Below are 23,673 nucleotides of genomic sequence, written 5' to 3' on the forward strand. Positions count from 1 at the left end.
ATGACGAGCGAACGGACCTCAGCCCTGCGGGGCGGGGTCCGTTCGCCATGCCACGGCCAGGCGCGCGTTCTCCCGCGCCGTGGTGCGCACGTCGCTCACGCTCCACCCGCGGCCGTAGTCCGCGCGCGCGGCCGATCCCACGTGGATGCTTGCGGGGTCGCGGGACAGGCCCGTCCGCCAGCCCTTCACGAGCGCTTCCACGCGCACCCACGTGCGGGTCACGGCCACGGCACGACGTCGCCCGCGCACGCGGGAGAGTCGGGCACGGTCCGCGGGGTGCAGGACGTCGAGCAGCACGTTCGCCTCCACCTCGGACTGCAGGCGTTCCACGTCCACACCCACGGCACGCTGGGCCGTGACGAGGGCGATGACCCCGGCCGTGCGCGAGACCGAGAACCGGACGGGGCGCACGTGACCCAGCGCGGAGGACGCCGCGAGCTCGGGACCGGCGTCACCGCGGGATCCGGACACGGCCGCCGCGCGACCGTGCACCTCGTGGGGCGCCCCGGTGCGAGGGTCGTGACTGATCGGGACCTCGTGGGCGGCGCACCCGAGTCGGTGGGCCAGAACGTGGCGCAGAGCGACGCGTGAGACCACGAACAGTTCACGGGTGTGGGAGTCCTGCAGCGCACACGCCCGGGACAGTTCGTCCTCCGTGAGGCAGTCCACGGCGGAGAACGCCCAGGACGAGACGTCCTCGAGGTGCAGGACGTGCAGCGTGAGATCCGCCGGCGCACCGGGCACGCGGCGTCGTTGTGCTGCCCACACGGGCTGGCGGTGCGCGACCGCGTGCGCGCTCATCGGGCGCCACCCGTCGTGCCGTCGACAGCGGACCGCAACGCGTCGTGCAGCTCGCGTGCGTGATCGAACAGCCCGTGATGGCCCCCGGGGATCGTGAGTGTGGCAGTGCCCCCGGTGCTCGTCCACCCCGCCATGGACTCCGCCGACGCCGTGCGGTCCTCCTGTGCGTGGACGAGCAGCAGGGGCGTGGCGAGGTCTGGCGGGGCGGCGTCGTAGCTCAACGACGCCCGAAGATCCGCGCGCAACGGGGCCAGGACGAGCTCACGCAGACCAGGGTCCGTGAGCAGCTCCTCGGGGGTGCCCCCGAGCTCGAGCAACCAAGCGGCCAGAGCGGCGTCGTCCTCGAGGATCGACGCGAGGTGCGGATCGCGATCCGGGGGCGCGGCCTTGGCGGAGAGTACCGTGCGCTCGAGCCGACCCGGGCGCTCGCGGTCCAGGGCCGCGGTGAACTCGGCGGCGAGCAGCGCACCGAAGGAGTGACCGAGCGCGACCGTGGGCCGCTCGTCCGCGTCGAGGATCGGCAGCAGCGCCGCAAGCGCTTCCGCGACGAGCTCCGGGACGTCCACGACAGCGGGTTCGGCCATACGTGATTCCCGGCCTGGACGGCGGTGGGTGAGCACCTCGGTGTCCGCGGCCTGCAGATCGCGGCCGGACAGTGCCCCAGCGCCGGCGTGGGGGAAGACGACGAGGCGCCGTTGCGGGGTGAACGGGCCGGAGAACCACTGGGCGAGGGCCGTGGCGGGGGGTGGGGTCGTAGCCAACTTCCCGGACCTCCTGAATCCTGGGTGTGCCGACTGCCGCCGGTGCCGCGCGTGGGCGACGCTCGCTCGGTACAGTGCCGGACTGTTCCACCGGGCGGCCCTGTGGGGCGTTGCGGCGGGTGCTCCGGTGCGGGTCCGGGGTGCTGCGAGTGGGCGTCTTACTGCGAGGCGTCCGGGGGAGAGGCTGCGGTGGGGGGGGGGACTTCTCGTCCGCGCTGCGGGAGGACCTAGACTCGAGGTAGGGGGCGCCGGCCCTTCCGTGGTGTGGACGTGGTCCCACAGTACCGAACCCGGCTGGGTGTGCTCCCCCGCAATCCGGGAAGTGACCCGGGTGCATGACGGACGCGGCATGGGAGGAACCCGTGGGGAAGAAGACACAACGAGCATCGGCCACGCCCGCCACACTCGCCCTCGAGCGCGCTGGCGTGCAATTCGAGGCCATGGGTTACGAGCACGATCCCCGCGTCACGGCCTACGGGCGCGAAGCGGCCGAGGCGCTGGGGCTGCCGCCGCAGTGCGTGTTCAAGACCCTGGTGGTGCAGACGGATCACGATGGCTTCGGGGTGTGCGTGGTGCCTGTGGCGCAGAGTGCGGACCTGAAAGCGGTGGCCGTCGCGCTGGGTGCCAAGAAGGCCCGGTTGGCGGATCCCGGGGAGGTCCAGCGACTGACTGGCTACGTGCTCGGCGGAGTGAGCCCTCTGGGTCAGCGCACCCGCTTGCCCACGGTGATCGACGACGGCGCTCGGCGGTTGGACCGGATGTACGTCTCCGGTGGCCGACGCGGGCAGGACGTGGGCCTGGCCCCGCGGGATCTGGCCGAGCTCACCGGGGCGGTGTTTGCGGCGATCGCCCGCTGAGGTGGTCGCCGCGATCGCTCGGTGACCGGGCACGGTTTCATCTTCCGACCCATGACGCGCCATGAAGTGGATCCAGATTTATTCGTGATGAATACTGATTCACTTACCGACACCTCGGCCCTCGCCCCGGAGGGCGCGGCCCGTCGTGCCCGCAAGGAGGCCCGCCGGAACCAGCTGCTGCGTGCGGCCGGTGCGGTGCTGGACGAACTCACCGAACGGGTCCCGGGAGGTGGAATCGCTCCGACCCCTGGTCGAGGCCATCCAGGAGGCCGTGCGCAGCGGTGCGTTCGTGGAGCTGGACGTCGAACTGCTTGCGTACGACCTGGTCCTGCTGGCTCACGGGTGGGACGCTGAAGTCGTGGTACTTCGAGCGGCGGCACACGTTCGATTCCTACGTCCGGGGCCAGCCCCGCCTGGTCCTGGCCGCCGCAGTGGCGCCCGAGCGCCGTCGCGCCCGAGGGCCGGCCTCAAGCCCGTGATCGCGGCGGTCAACGGACTCGCGATCGGTGGCGGGCACGTGCTGCACGTGCCGTGCGATCTCACGATCGCCTCGAGCACCGCGCGCTTCGGTCGGTCCGGGCCCAAGGTGGGTTCGTACTGATCGTGGAGGAGATCGCCCGCGGTGACTTCAACGCGGGCTCGGACGCCGGCAACCCGAGGATGACGGCCCGGCGCACTGACGACGGTTGGGTCATCAACGGCACCAAGGCGGTGAGCCGCGGCCTGATGCGCTGCAAGGACGTCCTGGTCCCGCGCGAGCACCTGATCGGCCCCGGGGGCGCGGGATTCACCCGGGTCATGAAGGGATTTGACTTCTCCCGGGCGCTGATCGGGATGCAGTGCGTGGGCACGGCGGAGCAGACCGTGGCCGAGACGTGGGAGTACGTCTCGCACCGGGATGCCGTCGACAAACCGCTGTCCTCGTTCCAGAGTGTGGCCTTCCCCTCGCGGAGGCGGAGAAGCAGCTCGCGGCCGCGCGGTTGCCGCTCGGACAAGCCCCTTGAGCAGAGGCTGCGGGACGTGTTGGGTCTGCAGATCGCCGACGGCACACCCCAGATCATGGAGCTCATTATTTCCCGCGAATCGGCCGGACGCGAGTACGCACCCTGACCGGGATCGACAGCACCACCAGGAGGATTTCCCATGAACGAGCACACCACCGACACCACCGCACGGGTGGCGATCGTGACCGGCATCGGAGCGGCCATCGCCGAGCCGCTGCACGAGGCCACTGAGGAGTGGACCCGCGAGATCGTGACCGTGGAGCTGCTCGGGGTGCTCACTGTGGCTCGCCATGTCCTGCCGCATCTGCGTGCGGCGGGAGCCGCGGGTCGGCGGGCGAGCTTGGTCGTGGTGTCGTCGGACAGTGCCAAGGCGGGCTCGTTCGGGGACGCGGTGTCGTCGGCCGCGCGGGCGGGTGTGCTGGGCATGGTGCGCTCCGTGGCGCGCGAGAGCGCCGTGGCAGCCATGACGGTCAACGCCGGGTGCCCGGGTCCCACGGACACCGCGATGTACCGCGAGCTCGCGGACGCCCAGGGCCTCACGGGGAAGGTCTTTTCCGGGATGACGCGGGGCATCCCCGCCCGCAGGCTCGGCACCCCCGAGGAGGTCGCGGCCACGATCCACTTCCTGCTCTCCCCGGGGACGGCCTACATCACGGGCCAGGCGATCTCGGTGAGTGGTGGGTTGACGATGTGATGGTGGCGCCGGGTCAGCGCGGGATGCCCGCCACGGCTTGCAGCCGGTGGCTGGTCATGCCTTCACGGTCGATGATCGGCAAGGCCCGTTGGATCCGCTCCTGGACGGCCGGGATCTGCAGGGACGCCTGATGGTCCTCCTCGGTGTCCCAGACCTCGGTGACCCACACGGCATCAGGATCCTCGGGATCGGTGGCAACGAGGTAGAGGCGGCAACCGGGCATGGGCTCGGCGGCGTCGTTCTCGGCCAAGATGCCCGCGAGCGCGTGTCCGTTCCCGGGGGTGGAGCGGAGGCATCCGTGGAGCATGAACAGGGCGGTGGTGTCGGCTGTGCCGACGGATGTCGTCATGGAGCCAATCTAACCGCTGTGTGTCGTGGAACACAGGGGTGCTGGCGGACAATGCCGGCGCTCCCGAAAGGGGCACGGACACCATGCCCCGGAACTGCTCCAGGGCATCATCTCCGGGCGCTTCGTCCGGGTGTGCAACGTCCGAACGGTGCCCGAGCGGCGTCGTAGTGTGAGCTCATGCGCCAGCGGACGACGACGGACACGGCAGCGCGCCCCGGCGCTGGCAGGGTGCTTTTCGCGGCGATCGCGGGAACGGTTATCGAATGGTACGACTACGCGTTGTACGGCACCGCGGCCGGGCTCAGCATCGGCCGCTGTTCTTCGCGGGGATGGACTCCGGGGCGTCGCCCAAACGCCGCGGGCTCTACACCTCGTTCGTGCTCTCCGCGCCGCCCGCCGGCATCGTGCTCGCGTGCGTCGCCTTCCTGTGGGCCGCATCCCTGGGCGACGACGCTCTGCTCACGTGGGCCTGGCGCATCCCCTTCCTGGTGTCGGTGGTGCTCTTCGCGCTCGCGGTGTTCATCCGGGCCAAGCTCGAGGAGAGCCCCGAGTACGAACAGGCCCTGGCGCGTGCACCTCCGGCTCCCAGGGCTCGCTCCTGGCCGGCCTGTTCCCCACGGCGGAGCGCTTCAGCGGTATCGCGTTGGCGCGCGAGACCAACGGTGCGATCGTGGCGGGTTTCAGCCCGCTGACCTCGGCGGTACTGATCTCCGCGGCCGGCGGCAGCACGTGGGGAGCGGCCTTGTTACTGGCGGCGCGCTGCCTCAGCCCCGTGCTCGCGGTGCTGCTGATGCACTCGCGGCAGTATGCATGAGACGCCGGTGACATGGTCGGCGGGTCCGGGGCGTCGCCCAGGGCGTCGGGCCCGCGGTATTTCCCCGGTCACGGCGCAGAGAATCACCGACCGGGAGGGCCGATAATCGCCTCACGCGTGTTCCGTCATCGCAGCGTGAGGGTTTCCACCGGCTGGCCTGTGACCGCGGCAATCAGGTCGAAGTCCGTGTCCATGGCCAGCACCGTCAGCCCAGCCTTCTCAAAGATCTCACCCACGCCCGTGTGCGGGCATCTCTCCGGTGACCGACACCGCTGTGGCGTCGGTCGCTTATGCGTGTCGGACGATCTTGGCACCGTCTCATTAGTCGAATAAAGTTTCGAATATCGGCGAGGGTGAGCCATCATGACGGTGCTGGAGATGACGAAGACCGGGCAATACGAGGACCCGTGGGACACGGTTCCGGTGATCGGCGCGGGCATGCCGGTAGAGTGTCCCACGGGGCTGGTGGGCGGCTCCACGGACCCCGCCCACGATGATCTCGCGGTGGTGTGTGACATCACTGGGACGCCGTGTGTGGTGACGTACCGCGGTGAGGAGCATCGCGTCCTGCAGCCCGCCGTTCGCTGGTACGAACGCCGGAATTGGTGGGATGTGGAGGTCCGCGTGCCGCGTGAGAGCCGCACGAGCGCGGTGGATCAGGAGCGGTGGCGGGTGCAGGTCGTCCGGCCCGGGGTGGTTATCGCACGCACCTTCGAGCTGGTCCGGAACCAGTTCACCGATCAGTGGCGGGTGCTCCGTGTCAGCGCCGCATGAGACCGCCCGTGGTCGCTGTGCGGAGTCCTTCCGTGTCACTTCATGTCGCCCGCGGAGCCGTCCGCGATTGACAGAAGTTCGAATAAAGTTTCGAATATGGGCATGTGGTTCCCCCATCTTCACGTGGCCTCGGCCTTCAGTGCGCACTACGGTGTGGCGCGTCCGGAAGAACTCGCCCGGGCGGCCGCGTCCCAGGGAGCACAGGTCCTCGCGTGCACGGACCGGGACGGCCTCTACGGGGCCGTCAAACACGTGCTGGCATGCCGCGCGCACGGTCTCGCTCCCGTCCTGGGTGTGGACATCGCCCTGCTGCGGACCCCGCGCGCCGGCGCGGGAGGCGCGCAGGGCCGGGTGGCCGGGCAGAATCGGGCGGCCGGACAGCGACGTCGTCCGGCGGCACCCGTGGTGATCGGCCGGGTGGTGGTCCTGGCCACGGGACGCAACGGGGGAGCCGGGTACGCGGCCCTGTGCCGGGTGGTCTCCGCCGCCCACCGGGCTCATGACCGGCACGCGGCCCATCCCATCGGACTCAGCGCGGAGCAGTTGGCGCGGCACGTGCATCGTGCGGCGCGCCACGGTGATCCCGGGCTCGTGGTGCTGCTCGGCCCGGACTCGGACGTGGGTCGGCTGCTCGTGGGACGGCACTACCACGCGGCGCGCACTGCGCTGAACCGATGGCGTCACGCGCTGCCCGCGGGGACCCTCGTGGTGGAGACGGTGACCCACCTGGCGCCCCAGGGTGTACCCCTGAGCATGGGGCACGCGGTGCGGATGTTCCAGATCGGGCGGCAGGCGCAGCTGCCCGTGGTGCTCAGCAACGCCGTGCGCTACGCCCACCCGGGGCAGGCCGTGACCGCGGACGTCCTGGACGCCGCCCGGACATTGATGTCCCTCGACGAACTGGCCGGGGCGGATCGCGGTGTGCTGCAACCCAACGGGCAGGGCTGGCTCAAGGACGGTGACGAGATGAGTCTGCTGGCCCGGGAGATCGCCCTCGCCGCGGACCACGGTCAGGCGGGACACGGCGCGCTGCTCGCGGACACCCACCACCTGGCCCAGCGCTGCCGTCTGGATCCGGAGGGGGATCTCGGGGTGGACCGTCCGGTGATTCCGGAGGCCTCGGTGATCGGGGTGAGCGGTGACCCGGACCGGGAACTGGCCCAGCGTTGCTACGCGGGACTCGCCCGGTTGCATGCCGGCGAGGACTGGGACCGCACCGTGCCCGGACTCAACCGGGAGTCCCTGCGCGGACGGTTGGAACGGGAACTCGCGGTGATCGCCCAGCTCGGCTTCGCCGGGTACTTCCTGACCGTGGGGGAGGTCTCGGAACTGATGAGCGGCATGGGTGTGCGTCACGCCGCCCGCGGTTCCGGGGTCTCGTCCCTGGTGGTCCACCTGTTGGGGATCTCACCGGCGGATCCGCTCGAGTACGACCTCGTCTTCGAGCGCTTCCTCTCCCCGCTGCGCCCCAGCCTGCCGGACATCGACATCGACATGGAGAGCGCGCAACGCCACGCCGTCTACCACCGGATCTTCGAACGCTTCGGCCCCCGCCGCGTCACGCTCATGAGCATGCAGAACGCCTACCGCTCCCGCGGGGCCGTGCGGGACGCCGGACTGGCACTGGGGCTCGAGGCCCAGGAGGTGGACCACGTGGCCACCCAGTTGTGGCGCGTGCCCGGGGGCACCCTGCGGGAGGAGATCGCACGCCGGCCCGAACTCGCCCCGCTCGCGCAGCGGCTGCGCAACAACCGGCAGTTGGACCTGCTCGTGGACCTCACCGAACGTCTCGACCGACTACCCCGGCACATCTCCATGCATCCGTGCGGGGTGATCCTCTCCGACACCACCCTGTTGCAGCGCACCCCCGTGCAGGCCAGCGGGATCGGGCTGCCCATGTCCCAGTACGACAAGCACGACATGGACCCCATGGGGCTGATCAAACTCGACATCCTGGGCGTGCGCATGCAGTCCACCCTGGCCCACGCCGTGGAGGAGATCACCCGGTTGCGACCCCACGAACCCCCGCCCAGCCTCGACACTATGCCCCGGGACGACCCCGACACCTTCCGGCTGATCAGCTCCACCCACACCCTGGGGTGCTTCCAGATCGAGTCCCCCGGGCAGCGGGAACTGATCGGGACCATGGGACCGGAGGAGTTCAACGACCTCGTCGTGGACATCTCCCTGTTCCGCCCCGGGCCCATGCAGGCCGCCATGGTCCGGCCCTACCTCAACGCCCGCCACGGCTGGTCCACGCCCACCTACCCCCACCCGGACCTCCAGGAGATCCTCGCCGAGACCCGCGGGGTGGCCGTCTACCACGAACAGATCATGCGCATCATGGACCGGATGACCGGGTGTGGTCTGGCCCGCGCGGACATCTGGCGGCGACTGCTCGGCTCTGCCTCGGAGGAGCCCGTGGAAACCGCTTTCCGCGACGGCGCCCGCGCTCGCGGCTACGCCCCGGACGTGATCGACACGGTGTGGGGGATCCTGCACGCGTTCGGCAGTTTCGGTTTCTGCAAGGCCCACGCGGTGGCCTTCGCGGTGCCCACCTATCAGTCGGCGTGGTTGAAGACCCATCACCCGGAGGCGTTCATGGCCGGGGTATGGGAACATGACCCCGGGATGTACCCCGCCCGCCTGCTCGTGGGGGAGGCCCGCCGCATGGGGATCCCCGTGCTGGGCCCGGACGTCAACCGCAGCACGGACCACCACCGGGTGGAGTCGGTCACGCCGCGGCCAGGGACCGTGGTCTCGGGGGACCTGGACCGGGGGATCCCCCACACCCAGGACGGTGCGTGGGGGATCCGCATGTCCCTGGGTTCCATCACGGGGATCAGCGCCGCGGAGATCGAACGTCTCGTGGCCGCCCAGCCCTACAGCACCCTCGCCGAACTGCGGGTGCGCGCCCGGCCCACCCGGCGCACGCTGCAACGGCTCGCGGAGGCGGGCGCCCTGGACTCCCTGTTGCACCGCGCCGAGACGCGGGCCTCCCACACGGACATGGTCCACTTCCTGCGGGAACAGGCGGATCGGCCCGCGACCGGGCGCGGGACCTCGGCCCGTGTGCAGCCCGGGGAGGGGCAGCTGGCCCTGCCCCTCGGGGACGTGGACCTGGCCGCCCTTCCGGCGCGGCTGCCTGAACCGAGCACGGGGGAGCGGGTCAAAGCGGAGATGGACACCATGCGCATCGAGGTCAGCGCCCACCTCATGGACTCGCACGGTGAGCTCATGCGTTCCTACGGGGCCACCCGCGCCGAGGACCTGTTGGGGTTGCGCAACGGCACCGAGGTGTTCGTAGCTGGCGTGCGGGTCTCCACCATGACCCCGCCCATGCGCAGCGGCAAACGCGTGGTCTTCATCTCCTTGGACGACGGCTCCGGGGCCGTGGATTGCACGTTCTTCGACGAGGCCCAGGCCGCCTCCGGTGAGGTACTGTTCGCCCCCACGCTGCTGTTGGTCCACGGCCACACGCGCCGCACGGGCCCGCGGGGGATCGGGATCCAGGCGGCCCAGGCGTGGGACCTCTCCCGCCCGGAGACCCTCCCGGATCCCCGGTCCCTGCTGGGTTCGCGGCCCACACCGTCCCGTCCGCCGCGACCGGAGTCCGCCGAGGGCCCCGGACGACGCCGCAGCCACGGCCCCGAACGGCCCGGTGCCTCCCGGGGCCGCGCTCCCCAGGGGGACAGCGCCGTCGCCGGTGCGCACCCCCGCACCAGAACGGAGGTGAAACCCCAGGTCAGAAGGTGAATAACCGGCGCGCGGCTCGTGCCCCACGGGACACCGGGGCGCCACGTGGCCGTAACGCGGTGACCCTAGCGTGTGACTCACCCACCGCCCGTCGCGGTCGGATGCTCACCGCCCGTAGTAGCCGGACCCCCTCCGCCCGCAGCGGTCGGAACCCTTCGCACCAGGAGCACCACATGACCGAGAACACCTCACGTCCCTCGCGCCGGAACCTGATCACCGGAGGCAGCGCCATCGCGGCCGCCGGTGTGCTCGCCGCCGCGCCGTCGACCGCCCACGCGGCACCGGCGCTTGTGACCCAGCACGGCCACGGTCACAGTCGGATGCCCCTCTCCTTCGGGCGCAACGGCAGGTTCAAGATCGTCCAGTTCAACGACACCCAGGACGGCCCGCGCACCGACCGGCGCACCATCGAGCTCATGAACAAGGTGCTGGACCGGGAGAAGCCCCAGTTCGTGCTGATCAACGGGGACGTGATCGACGGTTCCCCGCGCACCGACCGCGAGGTCAAGCAGGCCGTGAACAACGTGGTGCTGCCCATGGAGTCCCGGGGCATCAAGTGGGCGGTGACATTCGGCAACCACGACGAGGACTCCGCCGAGGAGCACGGCACCGGGATGCGTGAACCGCAGTTGGTCGAGTTCGTGCGCCAGTACAAGCACAACCTCAACCCCGGGGACGACCAGAAGGTCTTCGGCTCGTCCAATGCCCAGCTGTTGATCCGCGGGTCCCGCGGCCACGCCCCCGCGTTCGCCGTGTGGTTGCTGGACTCCGGCCGGTACGCGGAGGAACGCCCCGGCGGGCAGGACCGTGAGGGTCTCATGGGCTACGACTGGATCCGTCCCCAGCAGATCCGCTGGTACAACGACCTCTCGGTGGAGACCGAGCGCCGTTATGGGAAGAAGATCCCGGGGCTCATGTACTTCCACATCCCCACGTGGGAGCACCACCACATGTGGTTCGGTCAGCAGTTCACTTCGGACGAATCCGGGCACGCGGCCGCCGTGAAGCGTCACGGGATCGTGGGGGAGAAGCACGAGAACGTCTACACGGGCATGGTCAACTCGGGGATCTACGCCGCGGTCCTGGAACGCGGGGACGTCCTGGGCCTGTACTGCGGCCACGACCACATCAACACCTACATGGGCAACTACTTCGGGGTCGAACTGGGCTACGGCCCCGGCGCGGGTTTCGGGACCTACGGGCTCAACGACGGCACCCGTGACGAGCACACCCTGCGCGGTGCCCGCGTGTTCGAGCTCGACGAGCGCACCAAGCGCGTCTACACCCGCACGCGCCTGGTCTTCGCCAAGGACCTCGGGATCGCCATGAGCCCCGAGACCCAGCCCATCGACCACCCCGAGCGCTTCCCGCGCTACGTGCGCGGCTGAGCCGCGGGCACCGGGACTGGGCCCCGGGTCCGTCCTCGCGCCCGGGGCCCGACGCCCTGCCCGCAGCCCTGTCAGGGGTTCGACGGCGCGGCCCCGCTCCACGACGCCGCGCGCCGTCGTCCGCGGCACGGTACGCCGCGACGTCGTGGGCCGGGAGTGCTGTGCAAAACTGTGAGGCATGGCGAAAAACAGTGGCGGAGGAGATCTGCTGCAGACCGTGGACCAGGTCACGGAAGAGGCGATCAACATCGCGTACCGCTTCGACCAGAAGCTGCAGCGATGGCGTCAGGGACGGGCCGTGCAGCGCGGGGACATCCCCACCATGCTCGCCTTCGACGGCTACGGCAGCCCCCGCTACGTGCGGGCCCTGGGGCGCGTGCTCCTCAAGACGGGCTTGCTGATCGAGGACACCGACGACGCCGCGGAGTCGATCCGCGGGTGGCGTTCCTTCACGTCCGTGCCCTTCGCGTTCGCCCACGTCAACGTGTGGTTGGGCGAGCACGAGTTCCACCTCGTGGCGGACAAGGGCGGCGTGATCGACGTGGACCTCAAGGTCTCCATGACCCCCGGGGTGCACACCATTTACATGCAGGCCGAGGGCTCGGAGGTCACGGAGGCCAAGGTCACCGTGGTCTCGGACGAGCAGCACGTGGGGGTCGTGTGCGACGTGGACGACACCGTGATGGTCACCGCCCTGCCCCGCCCCATGCTCGCGGCCTGGAACTCGTTCGTGGCCAACGAGCACGCGCGCATCCCCACGCCGGGGATGTCCACCATGATGGACCGGCTGCGCCGCAGCCATCCGCACGCACCCTTCCTCTATCTCTCCACGGGGGCGTGGAACGTGGCGCCCACCCTGCGTCGGTTCCTCACGCGCAACGCGTACCCCGCCGGAGCGCTGCTGCTCACCGACTGGGGGCCCACCACGGAGCGCTGGTTCCGGTCTGGTTCCCAGCACAAGGTGCAGAACCTGCAGCGTCTGGCGCGCAACTTCCCCCACGTGCGGTGGATCCTGATCGGCGACGACGGTCAGCACGATCCGCAGATCTACTCGGGCTTCGCGCAGCGTCACCCGGACTCGGTGGCCGCCATTGTGATCCGCAACCTCTCACCCACCGAGGCCGTCCTGGCCGCGGGCACTCGCGCCTCGGAGGGCCATCACGTGACCGTTCCGGAAGGCACGCTGTGGATCGAGGCCAACGACGGCGCCTCCATCTCGGATCAGCTGAAGGACGCCGGGTTGCTCTGAACCCGCGCGGGCCACGGGGGCGCCCCGATCCGGGCGCCCGTCGACCCGCCCCGAGCACATTGTCGGATGCACCCCCGAACGCAGGAACCATGGCACACACGACCCTCGGTATCACCGGCGCCACAGGACGCATCGGCGGGGCCGTCTCGCGCCGGCTCGAAGAACGCGGGGTCGCCCACCGGCTGCTCGTGCGTTCCCCGCACCGGGTCGCGTCCCACGTGGCCGTAGCGAACGGCCTGCTCGACGCCGCCACCATGGACTTCGCCGACCCGGACGGGGCCGCGGAGTCGATGGCGGGACTGGACACTGTGTTCCTGGTATCCGCGTCCGAATCGGCGGATCGCAAGCAACAGCAACTGGCCATGGTCGAGGCGCTGTCCCGCGCGGGCGTGCGCCGGGTGGTCTACACGTCCTTCGCGGCACCCGCACCGGACGCGACCTTCACGTTCGCCCGCACCCACTACGCCACGGAGCAGGCCATCGAGCGCGCCGGTCTCGAGTACACCTTCCTGCGGGACAATTTCTACCTGGACGTCTTCCCGGACTTCGCCAGCGCCGACCGCGTCCTGCGCGGGCCCGCCGGGGACGGGCGGGTCGCGGCGGTGGCCCGCGCCGACGTCGTCGACGCCGCGCTCGCGGTGCTGCTGGATCCGCGAGGGCACGAGCGCGCGGCCTACACCCTGACCGGTCCCAGTGCGCTCACCCTGGACGAGATGGCGCGGATCGTGACCCGTGTGACGGGGCAGGACCACCGCTACGAGCCCGAGACCCTGGAGCAGGCCCGGGCGTCCCGCGCTGGCTACAACCCCGAGCCGTGGCAGATGGAGGGCTGGCTCTCCACGTACACGGCGATCGCCTCGGGGGAGCTCTCGCGCGTCACGAACGACGTCCAGATGCTCACCGGGCACGCGCCCCGCTCCCTTGAGGACGTGCTGCGCGGCGCGTGAGACACGCTGTGCAAAAAAATTTTTCGTGACTTCCCCCGCCCGTCTTGTCCACATGGGCCCCGCGAGAACCGCGTGTTCTCAGGGCTCCCGGACGCGGTCCCTGTGGACAACCCGGGGAAAAGACGACATCCCCCTGTGGATCACACGACCACATCATGTTGGGTCCTGTTCCGGCACACGACACTAGATGTAGTATTGACGTAGATCTTCAACCACCTGGCGCACCACCCGGATCCAGAGCCGAACGGCCCCGGAAGCGCCCGAAAATTGGTACTTCCCGCAAGGAGAATGGGCTATGTCTGTCACCGTGTATTCCAAGCCGTCGTGCGTCCAGTGCAACGCCACCTACCGTGCTCTCACCAAGAAGGGCATCGACTACACCGTCGTGGACGTCACCGAGGACACCGCCGCCTACGAGCACGTGGTGGGCCTGGGATACCAGCAGGTCCCCGTCGTGGAGACCGCCACCGAGCACTGGTCCGGCTTCCGCCCGGACAAGATCAACTCGCTGGCCCTGCTGCGCTCCGCCTGAGCCGGAAACGGACGGGCCGCCGCGGGCGGCCCGGCACCACCCGGGCGAGTGGCCCCGAACCTCACCGCCAGCCCGCCCCCGGAATCACACGAATTGGTACGACCCCCCAGAATCGAAGTGACCCGGCATGAGTGCTCTCGCCACGGTTCTCGCCCAGGCGAAGGAGCGGGAACTCCATCGCACACCAGTCGTCGCGGGGGATGATGCACCCCTAGTGGTGTACTTCTCCTCCGTGACGCGCAACACGGACAGGTTCGTCACCAAACTCCCGGTGCGGTCCGTCCGGTTGCCCCTGAAGACCACCGAAACCGCTCCCCGCATTGACGAACCCTACGTGCTGGCAGTGCCCAGTTACGGGCGTCCCGGGGGAGCGGGATCGGTCCCACCGCAAGTCGTGAAGTTTCTCAACGATCCCGTCTCGCGCGCGCACCTATTGGGGGTGCTCGGCGCGGGCAACACCAACTTCGGCCCCCTGTTCTGCGTCGCCGCGGAGAAGGTCGCAGCTAAGTGTCAGGTTCCCCTGCTCTACAAGTTCGAGCTCATGGGAACCGACGAGGACGTCGAGAAGGTTACCCAAGGATTGGACAAGTTTTGGCAAGCATCCATGCAACCCCGGGCGTGAGCGTCGAACCCGGTCACGAGGATCCCACCTGCCCCGAGAAGTACCGCGGGCTGGGCTACCACGAGCTCAACGCGCTGTTGAACCTCTACGACGCGGACGGCAAGATCCAGTTCGAGGCCGACCGCCAGGCCGCGCGACAGTACTTCCTGCAGCACGTGAACAAGAACACCGTGTTCTTCCACGACCTCGAGGAGAAGCTCAAGTACCTCGTGGACCACCAGTACTACGAGGCCGAGGTGCTCGAGAAGTACAGCTTCGAGTTCGTGAAGGCGCTGTCCAAGCAGGCCTACGGCTACAAGTTCCGGTTCCAGACCTTCCTGGGCGCGTTCAAGTTCTACACGTCATACACGCTCAAGACCTTCGATGGTCAGCGTTACCTGGAACGGTTCGAGGACCGCGTGGTCATGGTGTCCCTGTACCTCGCGGACGGGAACGAGGCCCTCGCGCAGCGGCTCGTGGCGGAGATCATCTCCGGGCGGTTCCAGCCGGCCACGCCCACGTTCCTCAACGCGGGCAAGAAGCAGCGCGGCGAGCTCGTCTCGTGCTTCCTGGTGCGCTTCGAGGACAACATGGAGTCGATCGGGCGCAACATCAACTCCGCGCTGCAGCTGTCCAAGCGCGGCGGTGGCGTGGCGTTCGCGCTGACCAACCTGCGCGAGTCCGGTGCGCCCATCAAGATGATCGAGAATCAGTCCTCCGGTGTCATCCCCGTGATGAAGCTGCTCGAGGACTCCTTCTCCTACGCCAATCAGCTGGGTGCCCGCCAGGGCGCCGGCGCGGTGTACTTGAACGCCCACCACCCGGACATCCTCAACTTCCTGGACACCAAGCGCGAGAACGCGGACGAGAAGATTCGCATCAAGACCCTCTCGCTGGGTGTGGTCATCCCGGACATCACGTTCGAGCTGGCCAAGAAGGACCAGGACATGTACCTGTTCTCCCCGTACGACGTGGAGAGGATCTACGGCGTGCCGTTCGCGGACGTCAACGTGAGCGAGAAGTACCACGAGATGGTGAACGACTCCCGCATCGCCAAGAAGAAGATCAACGCCCGCGAGTTCTTCCAGACCGTGGCGGAGGTGCAGTTCGAGTCCGGGTACCCGTACATCATGTTCGAGGACACGGTGAACCGCGCCAACCCCATCGACGGCAAGATCATCATGTCCAACCTGTGCTCCGAGATCCTCCAGGTCTCCGAGCCCTCCGTGTACAACGAGGACCTCACGTACGCGCAGGTGGGCAAGGACATCTCGTGCAACCTGGGGTCCATGAACATCGCCATGGCCATGGAGTCCCAGGACTTCGGCGCGAGCATCGAAATCGCGATCCGCGGTCTCACGGCGGTCTCGGACATGTCCAACATCGACTCGGTGCCCTCCATCCGGCGCGGCAACGAGATGTCCCACGCGGTGGGCCTGGGGCAGATGAACCTGCACGGGTACCTCGCCAAGGAGCACATCCACTACGGTTCGACCGAGGGCGTGGACTTCACCAACATGTATTTCTACGCGGTGACCTACCACGCGATCCGCGCGTCCAACCTGATCGCCAAGGAGCGCGGCGAGTCCTTCGTGGGCTTCGAGAAGTCGGCCTACGCGAGCGGCACGTTCTTCGACAAGTACGTTGACGGCGTGTGGGAGCCCGCCACGCCGCGCGTCGCCGAGCTGTTCGAGCGGGCGGGCATCGCCCTGCCCACCGCGAACGACTGGCGTGAGCTGCGCGAGAAGGTCATGGCGGACGGGATGTACAACCAGAACCTGCAAGCGGTCCCGCCCACGGGGTCCATCTCGTACATCAACAACTCCACGTCCTCGATCCACCCGATCGCCTCGCGGATCGAGATCCGCAAGGAGGGCAAGCTCGGGCGTGTGTACTACCCGGCGCCGTTCATGGACAACGAGAACCTGGAGTACTTCCAGGACGCGTACGAGATCGGCTACGAGAAAATCATCGACACGTACGCCGCCGCGACCCAGCACGTGGACCAGGGCCTGTCCCTCACGCTGTTCTTCAAGGACACCGCCACCACGCGCGACATCAACCGCGCGCAGATCTACGCGTGGCGGAAGGGCATCAAGACCATGTACTACTCGCGCATCCGCCAGCTGGCGCTCGAGGGTACCGAGGTCGAGGGCTGCGTCTCCTGCATGTTGTGATCCCCGCCGTCTCCTGACGGCACCGCGTCGGCGACGACGCCGCTCCCGCCCCGCCCGGGTCTCTTACCCGGGTGGGGCGGGAGTTTTTCTCTGAAGTCCGGTCCTGGTCGGGGATATGCTGACGGAACAGTCGAGACAGTGAATCGGCCAATGCCGGAGCACCGCATCCCTGGGAGGAACCGCATCATGACCACCGAGGGATCGACCCCCCAGGAGCAGTGCTCGACAGGAATCCAGGGTGCACCCGCGTGGTACACCGAGGAACAGATCGTGCGGGCGGTTCCCGCCGAGCGTGCACGTCGGCTTCTCGAAGCCACGCTGCGTTCCGGATTCCGCCCGGAAGATGACCCCGCGCGCAGCAATGTCCCCGCCGGCGAGGGCCACCTGCTGTTGATGCCGTCGGTCATTGGTGACTGGGCAGGCATCAAGGTCGCATCGGTCTCGCCCGGGAATCCCGAACGCGATCTGCCCCGCATCCAGGCCACCTACATGCTCATGGACTCGGCCACCCTGAGTCTTCGAGCTCTGCTGGAAGGCAACGTCCTCACCACCTTACGGACCCCCGCGATCTCGGCCGTGGCCACCGATTACCTGGCCCCGAAGGAGGCGACCAAGCTCGTGGTGTTCGGCACGGGGCCGCAGGCGCTCGCCCACATCGCGGCATTCGCCGAGATCCGCTCGTTCACGGAGGTCGTGGTGTGCGGCCGGACTCCGCGCAAGGTGGACGCCGCCGTCGACTACGCCCGCACGCTGGGTCTTGCGGCCCGATCGGGGGACGCGAGCGAGGTACGCGACGCGGACGTAGTGGTGTGCACGACGTCGGCGGCGGAGCCCCTCTTCGACGGTGCCCTGGTGCCGGACACCGCGTGCGTCGTGGCCATGGGATCCCACGAGCCGCAGTTCCGCGAGCTCGATTCCGCGCTCATGGGTCGCGCCCAGGTGGTCGTGGAGGACCGGGCCACCGCCATGCGTGAAGCCGGGGACGTGATCCAGGCCGTGGCCGACAGTTCATTACACGAGGATTCACTCGTGGACCTCGCGGACGTCGTCACGGGCGCGGTGGCCCCTGATGAGACGCGGCCCCGCGTGTTCAAGTGTGTGGGCATGAGCTGGCAGGACCTGGTCGTGGCCGTGGGGGTGGTCGATCCGAACGCGTGAGGGGGGAGAGGGCGTCGTGGCCATGGGATCCCACGAGCATGTTCCGCCGGCGCATTCGGACGTCGCCGTGCAGGATCCCCCACATGGCCAACCCCACCGAGAAGAGGGTGAACGCGGCGAGTTCGTGCAGCCACGTCAGGCCGTGGGGGTGGATGAAGGTTGTGGTATTCAGCGCGCCGTCAGGACTGTTGACGCGTCGACGACTATCCGAGGGGGTTGCGTCATTCTGCTTAATGCCCTGGCCGAGGTCAGCAACACCACCACGGCCAGCATCAAGTTCTACCGTCGGGAGGGACTGTTGCCCGCCGGTACCAGGCTCACCGCCACGCGGCAGGACTACGATCAGGGTCACGTGGAACGCCTGCAGCTCATCCGGGTACTGCGGGAGGAGGCCGGTGCCACGATCCCCGAGATCCGTGCGTTGGTCACCGTGATCGACGATCCGCGGCGGCCCCTCGTGGGCGCCCTCGAAATCGCCCGGGCGCTCGGTGAGTTGTTGGAGGGCATGCGGGCCGCTGGTTCACCCGTGGACCGGGGGAGACGCCGTCCTGGGACGTCATCGTGGCCCGCGCGGTGCGGGGAATGGTCTCCTACGATCGGCTGACCCGGGTGCTGCGGGCCCTGGGCCATGTCTCCCACTTGGTGCGCGCCGCCGGGTCGTAGGTCAGCGGTGGCACGCGAAAGGCCCCGGAACGTTGTGTTCCGGGGCCTTTGTCTGGTGCGCGATACTGGGATCGAACCAGTGACCTCTTCCGTGTCAGGGAAGCGCGCTACCGCTGCGCCAATCGCGCTCAATCTCTTGAACGAGGTGGTTGCACCGAGGTGGAGACGGGATTCGAACCCGCGTAGACGGCTTTGCAGGCCGCTGCCTAACCACTCGGCCACCCCACCGGGGACCAGATCCTTGGAGGACAAGGTCTCAGGTCTCGACCAGGGTCGAAAACTGCGAGCGGACGACGGGAGTCGAACCCGCGACCCTCACCATGGCAAGGTGATGCTCTACCAGCTGAGCTACGTCCGCATTGTCGGTCGATCGAGGCCCTGGAACTCAGTACTCCGTTCTTCCGAGCGGAAACTTTATCACAAGACTTCACACCCTTCCGTGCTTGTCCATCCGAGGTGTTGCCATCGGAGGACTTCGCTTTCGGGGCGTTGCCAACGAGCAAGAACATTACCCACCGGAACGGGTCCGGGCAAATCGATCGCGGACGCCGGGGAATTTGCCGTTCCCGGACGAAGTGTTCTAGAGTCTTCAACGTTGCAAGCGCGATTGGCGCAGCGGTAGCGCGCTTCGTTCACACCGAAGAGGTCACTGGTTCGATCCCAGTATCGCGCACGGTAACAAGGAACCCGGTCCCGGGAGGGGCCGGGTTCTTTCGCATCCAAGGCCGATCGGACCGATCGGTCCGGCCCCGACCGCGTGAAGTCCGGCTCCTGGACGGACGTCCGAGCCCGCTCCGCCCGGGTGAGTCGGTGATCGTTGTCCGTGTCTGGACCCCTTCCTACGCTGAGCCCATGACTCAACCCCGCTTGGCCCAGCAGACCGCCACCGGCCGGATGTACGCCCGGAGTGAGGGCGGGGACCTCGAGGTCCCCTCCATCACCACGGTCATCGGGTGCGAGGCCAACGACCTCGGGGGCTGGTACGCCTACACCGCAGCGCAGGCCCTGGCCACGGATCCCCAGTTGCCGGACGCGCTCCGGGACACGCGGCGTCGTCGTTCGCTCGTGAACCACGCGGCCAAGGCGGCGGAGCGGCACCGGGACCACGCGGCGCAGCGCGGTGACCGCGTACACGACTACTGCGAGCAGCTCGCGCTGCGGGCCATGGGCCGCGACCACGAGGTGGACCGGGCCCGGGACACGCTCGCAGAACACCACGAGACCCGATTCGCGGACAGTGCGGACCAATGGTGGCAGTTGTTCCGCCCCGAACCGCTGGCCGCGGAGATCACGGTATGGAACTCCACGGTGGGCTACGCCGGCACTCTGGATCTCGTGGCACGCATCGGCGGCAAGGTGTGTCTGATCGACTACAAGACCCGCGGGACCGACCGCGCCGGGCGGGTCAAGGCCCCGGACCCCAAGGTCGTGACCCAGTTGGTGGCCGGGCTCAAGGCCGAGGAATCCCTCGTGGACGCCACGGCGGGGGAGTGGGAACCGTGGCGCTACCGGGACGCGGAGGTCTTGATGGCCGTGGCGATCGGTGAGACCGAGGCGCTCACCGTGCAGGCCGCGCCCGAGCACCTCCCCGTGCACTGGTACAAGTTCTGCGCCCTGGCCAAGGTGTGGGCGCGCAATTCCCAATTGGCCACCGCCGGGGCGCAACTGCGCAGCATCGCGCCCCCGCCCCTGGATTCCTCCCCCACGGGTCGCGTGGCGGGCGGCATGCAGGTCGTGACGGCCGAGACGGTCGCGGGCCCCGCCGTAGACTGACAGGCACATCCCGTCCCACGACCCCCATGAGGAGTGCACTCCGCGGTGAGTATTTTGCGCATTCGTACCATCGGTGACCCCGTCCTGCGCACCCCGGCCCAGGAGGTCACGCAGTTCGACGACGCCCTGGCTGCCCTCGTCCGGGACATGCTCGAGACCATGTACGCCGTGGGCGGTGTGGGTCTGGCCGCACCGCAGGTGGGCGTGGGATTGCGCGTCTTCACGTGGGGCATCGACGGGGACGAAGGGCACGTGATCAACCCCCAGCTGAGCATGGGGGAGGAGCCGCAGGAAGGCGGCGAGGGCTGCCTGTCGGTCCCGGGCCTGTCCTACGAGACCCCCCGCGCCGAGCACGCCGTCCTCACCGGGGTGGATTGCCACGGCGAGCCCGTGCACCGTGAGGCCACCGGCCTGTTGGCCCGCTGCTTCCAGCACGAGAACGATCACCTGGGCGGCATGCTCTACGTCGACCGTCTCGTGGGTGACGAGCGTAAGGACGCCATGCGGCAGTTGCGCGCGCAATCGTTCACGGACACGACCGCCCGTGTCACGCGCGAACGCGAGGCGCAGCGCGCGGGTCACTCAACACCGGACGCACACGACGCCGCTGGGTCGGCTTTCGGTGCGGCCCGCACCTCGGGAGCCTCATCCGACGCCGCACACACGGCCGGTTCCGCGTTCGGCGCGGCGGGTGATGCCCGATGAGCCCCGACACGAACCAGCAGCCCCTCAAGATCCTGTACGCGGGAACTCCGGAGACCGCCGTCCCCCCGCTCGAGGCACTGCACCAGGATCCCCGGATCGAGATCACCGCGGTGCTGACCCGTGAGGACGCCCCTGTGGGCCGCAAGAAGGTCATGGCCCCGTCCGCGGTGGGTCGTCGGGCCGATGAGCTCGGACTGCCCGTGATCAAGGCCAATCGGGTCCGGGGTGAACTCCTGGACACCCTGCGTGACACCGGCGCGAGCATCGCGGCGGTCGTGGCCTACGGCGCCCTGCTGCCGCGACCGGCCCTGGAGGTCTTCCAGGACGGGTGGATCAACCTGCATTTCTCCCTCCTGCCCCAGTGGCGCGGCGCCGCCCCGGTGCAGCGGGCCCTCATGGCCGGGGACTCCGTGGTCGGGGCCACCACCTTCGTCCTGGACGACGGCATGGACACCGGCCCCGTGGTGGGCACCCTCACGGACGAGGTGCGTCCGGAGGACACATCCGGTTCGGTCCTGGATCGGCTCGCACATGAAGGTTCGCCCCTGCTCGCGGAATCCTTGCTCGGTGTGGCCTCGGGCCGCGTGCACCCCACGCCGCAACGCGGTGAATCCACCGCTGCCCCTAAACTCACGGCCCAGGACGGGCGCGTCGATTGGTCACATCCCGCCGTGGCCGTGGCTCACCGGGTGCGCGGTGTGACCCCCGAACCCGGTGCGTGGACCGAACTCGACGGCCAGCGCTTCAAGCTCGACCGCGTGATCCCCGCCCCGGAGATCACCGGGATCGCCTCGGGCCACGTGGAGCTGCGGGAGAAGCGGGTCTTCGTGGGCACCGGGTCCTACGCCGTGGAGCTGACCCGCGTGCAACCCAATGGCAAGAAACCCATGGCGGCCCTCGACTGGGCGCGCGGCAAGCAGAACACGGAACAGGTGGCCTTCGGATGAGTCGGGACCAGCAGCACCGCGGCCACGCCGGTAGCGGCAACGACCGGTCTGGGGGGAACAACCGCCGTCGTGACGATCGTCCGTTCCGTGATGCCGGCGGCCGGGGCCGCGACGACCGCTCGGCCCGCGACTCCGGTGGGCGCCGCGGTGACGACCGCTCGCCCCGGGAGGCCGGCGGGAGGGATCGACGAGCGGGGGACGGCTCGCGTCGCGACGCCCAGGGCCACGAGCGCAACCGCCGGGCCCAGCACGAGCGCTCCTACTCCGCGCAGGCGCCCTCGCAGCGCCGCAAGCGCTCCGATCCCGCACGGCTGACCGCATATCAGGCCCTGCGCGCGGTCAACTCGGAGGACGCCTACGGGAACCTCGTGCTGCCACGCCTGGTCCGTGAAAACCGCCTCGACAAGCGGGACGCGGCGTTCGCGACCGAGCTCGCCTACGGGGCCATGCGGTGGAGTGGCACGTGGGACGCCGTGCTCGAGAAGTGCGTGGACCGCCCGCTGGACCAGTTGGACCCCGCGGTGCTGGACGCGCTGCGCCTGGGTGTCCACCAGTTGCTCGCGATGCGCGTCCCCGATCACGCCGCGCTGGACGCGACCGTGGGTCTGGTGCGCGGGGAGATCGGGCAGGGACCCTCGGGACTCGTCAACGCCGTCCTGCGCAAGGTGACCCGGCGCAGCCACGACGAATGGCTGGACGCGCTCGCCGCCGAGCACACCGACGAGCTGCGGCAGCTCGGTGTCCGCCACGCCCACCCGGTGTGGGAGGTCCGCGCGTTGCGCCGGTCCCTGCGCGCCAACGGCCGAGACACCGCGGAGATCGAGGCCCTGTTGGAAGCGGACAACGAGGCGCCCCGTGTGCACCTCGTGGCCCTGCCCGGTATCGGCTCGCTCGAGCCCGCACTCGCAGCAGGCGCCGAACCCGGTGACCTGGTCCCGAACAGCGCGGTCAGCGCCGGGGGAGACGTCCACCGCGTCCCGGGCACGCGGGAGGGAACGGTGCGTGTCCAGGACGCCGGTTCCCAGCTCGTGGCCCGCGTGCTCGCGCAGGTGCCCGTGGCCGATGACAGCGGGGCGTGGGCAGACTTCTGCGCCGGACCCGGCGGCAAGGCGGCGCTGCTCGCGGCATTGGCCCACGAGCGCGGTGCCACGTTGCTGGCCAACGAGGTCAGCGGGCACCGTAGTGACCTCGTGAGCCAGGCGCTGTCGGCCGTGGACCACGAGGCGTGGCACGTCCGCACCGGCGATGCCCGGCAGATCCCGTCCGGCCAGGACACGCGTTTCGATCGGGTGCTCGTGGACGTGCCGTGCACCGGACTGGGCGCGCTGCGGCGTCGTCCCGAAGCGCGATGGCGGCGCACGCCGTCGGACGTCGCGAACCTGGCCCCGCTGCAGCGCGAGCTGCTCGACGCCGCGCTGGACGCCACCCGCCCCGGCGGCGTGGTGCTCTACGCCACGTGTTCGCCGCACACCGCCGAGACGCACGACGTGCTCCAGGACGTCCTGGAACGGCGCGGTGACGTGTCGGTCCTGGACACCGCGCAGCTCGCCGTGGATGCCGCCCTGCCCGGCGCGCTCGACGACGCTCGGGCGGCGGGGCACGACGTCCCCGGCGGGGGTACGAGTGTGCAGTTGTGGCCGCACGTCCACGGAACCGACGCCATGTTCATGGTCGCGCTGCGCAAGAGCGCGTGAGCCGCGGCTCGGTCATTGATCCGGAACTA

The 23,673-nt window shown here is 69.2% G+C and carries 23 protein-coding genes and 4 tRNA genes; 21 read left to right on the top strand and 6 right to left on the bottom strand.

The genetic code is table 11. The features are described 5' to 3' along the window. Positions 1 to 18: 18 nt before the first annotated feature. Both HBK84_RS06005 and HBK84_RS06010 read right to left on the bottom strand, forming a co-directional pair. Positions 19 to 801: a 4'-phosphopantetheinyl transferase superfamily protein gene (locus tag HBK84_RS06005; RefSeq protein ID WP_035962156.1), complete on the bottom strand. Its 783-nt coding sequence runs from the start codon at positions 799 to 801 to the stop codon at positions 19 to 21. Next, on the bottom strand, positions 798 to 1,562 hold the full coding sequence (locus HBK84_RS06010; protein WP_035962154.1) for a thioesterase II family protein: 765 nt from the start codon (positions 1,560 to 1,562) through the stop codon (positions 798 to 800). The genes HBK84_RS06005 and HBK84_RS06010 overlap by 4 nt, the downstream gene beginning before the upstream one ends. 335 nt (positions 1,563 to 1,897) lie before the next feature. Here HBK84_RS06010 and ybaK point away from each other — a divergent pair, with 335 nt between their 5' ends. The 4 genes from ybaK (at position 1,898) to HBK84_RS06030 (ending at position 4,117) form a co-directional block, all read left to right on the top strand. Continuing rightward, the gene (gene ybaK / locus HBK84_RS06015; RefSeq protein ID WP_052160699.1) at positions 1,898 to 2,419 is read left to right on the top strand and encodes a Cys-tRNA(Pro) deacylase; all 522 of its coding nucleotides are present in this window, start codon (positions 1,898 to 1,900) and stop codon (positions 2,417 to 2,419) included. A gap of 229 nt (positions 2,420 to 2,648) precedes the next feature. After that, positions 2,649 to 3,020, top strand: a complete 372-nt coding sequence (locus HBK84_RS13130) for an enoyl-CoA hydratase-related protein (RefSeq protein ID WP_370520622.1) — start codon at positions 2,649 to 2,651, stop codon at positions 3,018 to 3,020. Positions 3,021 to 3,022: 2 nt separating this feature from the next. After that, on the top strand, positions 3,023 to 3,529 hold the full coding sequence (locus tag HBK84_RS06025; RefSeq protein WP_240919121.1) for an acyl-CoA dehydrogenase family protein: 507 nt from the start codon (positions 3,023 to 3,025) through the stop codon (positions 3,527 to 3,529). Positions 3,530 to 3,562: 33 nt separating this feature from the next. Continuing rightward, complete coding sequence (locus HBK84_RS06030; RefSeq protein ID WP_167318438.1) at positions 3,563 to 4,117, top strand: SDR family NAD(P)-dependent oxidoreductase; 555 nt, start codon at positions 3,563 to 3,565, stop codon at positions 4,115 to 4,117. A 13-nt stretch (positions 4,118 to 4,130) separates the two neighbouring features. Here HBK84_RS06030 and HBK84_RS06035 read toward each other — a convergent pair whose 3' ends face one another. Then, on the bottom strand, positions 4,131 to 4,466 hold the full coding sequence (locus HBK84_RS06035) for a putative quinol monooxygenase (RefSeq protein ID WP_206051984.1): 336 nt from the start codon (positions 4,464 to 4,466) through the stop codon (positions 4,131 to 4,133). A gap of 263 nt (positions 4,467 to 4,729) precedes the next feature. On the opposite strand from HBK84_RS06035, the gene HBK84_RS06040 reads away from it, so the two are divergent. From HBK84_RS06040 to HBK84_RS06095, 12 genes are all read left to right on the top strand, one after another. Further along, positions 4,730 to 5,158: an MFS transporter gene (locus HBK84_RS06040; RefSeq protein ID WP_206069200.1), complete on the top strand. Its 429-nt coding sequence runs from the start codon at positions 4,730 to 4,732 to the stop codon at positions 5,156 to 5,158. After that, on the top strand, positions 5,137 to 5,280 hold the full coding sequence (locus HBK84_RS12655; protein WP_206069201.1) for a hypothetical protein: 144 nt from the start codon (positions 5,137 to 5,139) through the stop codon (positions 5,278 to 5,280). The genes HBK84_RS06040 and HBK84_RS12655 overlap by 22 nt, the downstream gene beginning before the upstream one ends. A 363-nt stretch (positions 5,281 to 5,643) precedes the next feature. Then, positions 5,644 to 6,054 (top strand): hypothetical protein, encoded by a 411-nt coding sequence (locus HBK84_RS06050; protein ID WP_167318439.1) that lies wholly within the window; start codon positions 5,644 to 5,646, stop codon positions 6,052 to 6,054. A gap of 102 nt (positions 6,055 to 6,156) precedes the next feature. Beyond that, on the top strand, positions 6,157 to 9,810 hold the full coding sequence (locus HBK84_RS06055) for a DNA polymerase III subunit alpha (protein WP_167319150.1): 3,654 nt from the start codon (positions 6,157 to 6,159) through the stop codon (positions 9,808 to 9,810). Positions 9,811 to 9,983: 173 nt separating this feature from the next. After that, positions 9,984 to 11,198, top strand: a complete 1,215-nt coding sequence (locus HBK84_RS06060; RefSeq protein ID WP_167318440.1) for a metallophosphoesterase family protein — start codon at positions 9,984 to 9,986, stop codon at positions 11,196 to 11,198. A 178-nt stretch (positions 11,199 to 11,376) separates the two neighbouring features. Further along, on the top strand, positions 11,377 to 12,447 hold the full coding sequence (locus tag HBK84_RS06065) for an App1 family protein (RefSeq protein ID WP_064846806.1): 1,071 nt from the start codon (positions 11,377 to 11,379) through the stop codon (positions 12,445 to 12,447). Between the two features lie 89 nt (positions 12,448 to 12,536). Then, positions 12,537 to 13,394, top strand: coding sequence for an NAD(P)H-binding protein (locus tag HBK84_RS06070; protein WP_167318441.1), 858 nt, complete (start codon positions 12,537 to 12,539; stop codon positions 13,392 to 13,394). A 295-nt stretch (positions 13,395 to 13,689) separates the two neighbouring features. Continuing rightward, the gene (nrdH, locus tag HBK84_RS06075) at positions 13,690 to 13,926 is read left to right on the top strand and encodes a glutaredoxin-like protein NrdH (RefSeq protein ID WP_035962144.1); all 237 of its coding nucleotides are present in this window, start codon (positions 13,690 to 13,692) and stop codon (positions 13,924 to 13,926) included. 127 nt (positions 13,927 to 14,053) lie between these two features. Then, positions 14,054 to 14,548, top strand: coding sequence for a class Ib ribonucleoside-diphosphate reductase assembly flavoprotein NrdI (gene nrdI / locus HBK84_RS06080; protein WP_064846809.1), 495 nt, complete (start codon positions 14,054 to 14,056; stop codon positions 14,546 to 14,548). Beyond that, a complete protein-coding gene (gene nrdE / locus HBK84_RS06085; protein ID WP_167318442.1) occupies positions 14,545 to 16,704 on the top strand; it encodes a class 1b ribonucleoside-diphosphate reductase subunit alpha in 2,160 nt (719 codons plus the stop codon). The genes nrdI and nrdE overlap by 4 nt, the downstream gene beginning before the upstream one ends. 186 nt (positions 16,705 to 16,890) lie before the next feature. Beyond that, positions 16,891 to 17,862: an ornithine cyclodeaminase family protein gene (locus tag HBK84_RS06090; protein ID WP_167318443.1), complete on the top strand. Its 972-nt coding sequence runs from the start codon at positions 16,891 to 16,893 to the stop codon at positions 17,860 to 17,862. Positions 17,863 to 17,884: 22 nt separating this feature from the next. After that, positions 17,885 to 18,466 (top strand): MerR family transcriptional regulator, encoded by a 582-nt coding sequence (locus tag HBK84_RS06095; protein ID WP_240919138.1) that lies wholly within the window; start codon positions 17,885 to 17,887, stop codon positions 18,464 to 18,466. A 112-nt stretch (positions 18,467 to 18,578) separates the two neighbouring features. Here HBK84_RS06095 and HBK84_RS06100 read toward each other — a convergent pair. From HBK84_RS06100 to HBK84_RS06110, 3 genes are all read right to left on the bottom strand, one after another. Further along, positions 18,579 to 18,653 (bottom strand) — tRNA-Val (locus tag HBK84_RS06100). A gap of 29 nt (positions 18,654 to 18,682) precedes the next feature. Further along, positions 18,683 to 18,753 (bottom strand) — tRNA-Cys (locus HBK84_RS06105). A 57-nt stretch (positions 18,754 to 18,810) separates the two neighbouring features. Next, positions 18,811 to 18,883: transfer RNA gene (locus HBK84_RS06110), tRNA-Gly, on the bottom strand. 243 nt (positions 18,884 to 19,126) lie between these two features. On the opposite strand from HBK84_RS06110, the gene HBK84_RS06115 reads away from it, so the two are divergent. From HBK84_RS06115 to HBK84_RS06135, 5 genes are all read left to right on the top strand, one after another. Continuing rightward, a tRNA-Val gene (locus HBK84_RS06115) sits at positions 19,127 to 19,198 on the top strand. A gap of 179 nt (positions 19,199 to 19,377) precedes the next feature. Further along, positions 19,378 to 20,298 carry a cytochrome gene (locus tag HBK84_RS06120; protein ID WP_167318444.1) on the top strand — a complete coding sequence of 307 codons (921 nt, stop codon included), beginning with the start codon at positions 19,378 to 19,380 and terminating at the stop codon, positions 20,296 to 20,298. Between the two features lie 45 nt (positions 20,299 to 20,343). Then, positions 20,344 to 21,003 carry a peptide deformylase gene (gene def / locus HBK84_RS06125; protein WP_144930959.1) on the top strand — a complete coding sequence of 220 codons (660 nt, stop codon included), beginning with the start codon at positions 20,344 to 20,346 and terminating at the stop codon, positions 21,001 to 21,003. After that, positions 21,000 to 21,950, top strand: a complete 951-nt coding sequence (locus HBK84_RS06130) for a methionyl-tRNA formyltransferase (protein WP_167318445.1) — start codon at positions 21,000 to 21,002, stop codon at positions 21,948 to 21,950. Before def ends, HBK84_RS06130 begins: the two co-directional genes overlap by 4 nt. Beyond that, the gene (locus tag HBK84_RS06135) at positions 21,947 to 23,644 is read left to right on the top strand and encodes an RsmB/NOP family class I SAM-dependent RNA methyltransferase (RefSeq protein WP_167318446.1); all 1,698 of its coding nucleotides are present in this window, start codon (positions 21,947 to 21,949) and stop codon (positions 23,642 to 23,644) included. Before HBK84_RS06130 ends, HBK84_RS06135 begins: the two co-directional genes overlap by 4 nt. Positions 23,645 to 23,673: the final 29 nt, after the last annotated feature.

The organism is Kocuria sp. KD4 (genome assembly GCF_011769905.1).
GTDB lineage: Bacteria > Actinomycetota > Actinomycetes > Actinomycetales > Micrococcaceae > Kocuria > Kocuria marina.

Bases quoted from the DNA above. Each gene is read 5' to 3' on its own strand.
- HBK84_RS06005 (WP_035962156.1), bottom strand. From the start codon at position 801: ATGAGCGCGCACGCGGTCGCGCACCGCCAGCCCGTGTGGGCAGCACAA.
- ybaK (WP_052160699.1), top strand. From the start codon at position 1,898: ATGACGGACGCGGCATGGGAGGAACCCGTGGGGAAGAAGACACAACGA.
- HBK84_RS06030 (WP_167318438.1), top strand. From the start codon at position 3,563: ATGAACGAGCACACCACCGACACCACCGCACGGGTGGCGATCGTGACC.
- HBK84_RS06035 (WP_206051984.1), bottom strand. From the start codon at position 4,466: ATGACGACATCCGTCGGCACAGCCGACACCACCGCCCTGTTCATGCTC.
- HBK84_RS06040 (WP_206069200.1), top strand. From the start codon at position 4,730: ATGGTACGACTACGCGTTGTACGGCACCGCGGCCGGGCTCAGCATCGG.
- HBK84_RS06050 (WP_167318439.1), top strand. From the start codon at position 5,644: ATGACGGTGCTGGAGATGACGAAGACCGGGCAATACGAGGACCCGTGG.
- HBK84_RS06055 (WP_167319150.1), top strand. From the start codon at position 6,157: ATGTGGTTCCCCCATCTTCACGTGGCCTCGGCCTTCAGTGCGCACTAC.
- HBK84_RS06060 (WP_167318440.1), top strand. From the start codon at position 9,984: ATGACCGAGAACACCTCACGTCCCTCGCGCCGGAACCTGATCACCGGA.
- HBK84_RS06065 (WP_064846806.1), top strand. From the start codon at position 11,377: ATGGCGAAAAACAGTGGCGGAGGAGATCTGCTGCAGACCGTGGACCAG.
- HBK84_RS06070 (WP_167318441.1), top strand. From the start codon at position 12,537: ATGGCACACACGACCCTCGGTATCACCGGCGCCACAGGACGCATCGGC.
- nrdH (WP_035962144.1), top strand. From the start codon at position 13,690: ATGTCTGTCACCGTGTATTCCAAGCCGTCGTGCGTCCAGTGCAACGCC.
- nrdI (WP_064846809.1), top strand. From the start codon at position 14,054: ATGAGTGCTCTCGCCACGGTTCTCGCCCAGGCGAAGGAGCGGGAACTC.
- HBK84_RS06090 (WP_167318443.1), top strand. From the start codon at position 16,891: ATGACCACCGAGGGATCGACCCCCCAGGAGCAGTGCTCGACAGGAATC.
- HBK84_RS06095 (WP_240919138.1), top strand. From the start codon at position 17,885: ATGGGATCCCACGAGCATGTTCCGCCGGCGCATTCGGACGTCGCCGTG.
- HBK84_RS06120 (WP_167318444.1), top strand. From the start codon at position 19,378: ATGACTCAACCCCGCTTGGCCCAGCAGACCGCCACCGGCCGGATGTAC.
- HBK84_RS06130 (WP_167318445.1), top strand. From the start codon at position 21,000: ATGAGCCCCGACACGAACCAGCAGCCCCTCAAGATCCTGTACGCGGGA.
- HBK84_RS06135 (WP_167318446.1), top strand. From the start codon at position 21,947: ATGAGTCGGGACCAGCAGCACCGCGGCCACGCCGGTAGCGGCAACGAC.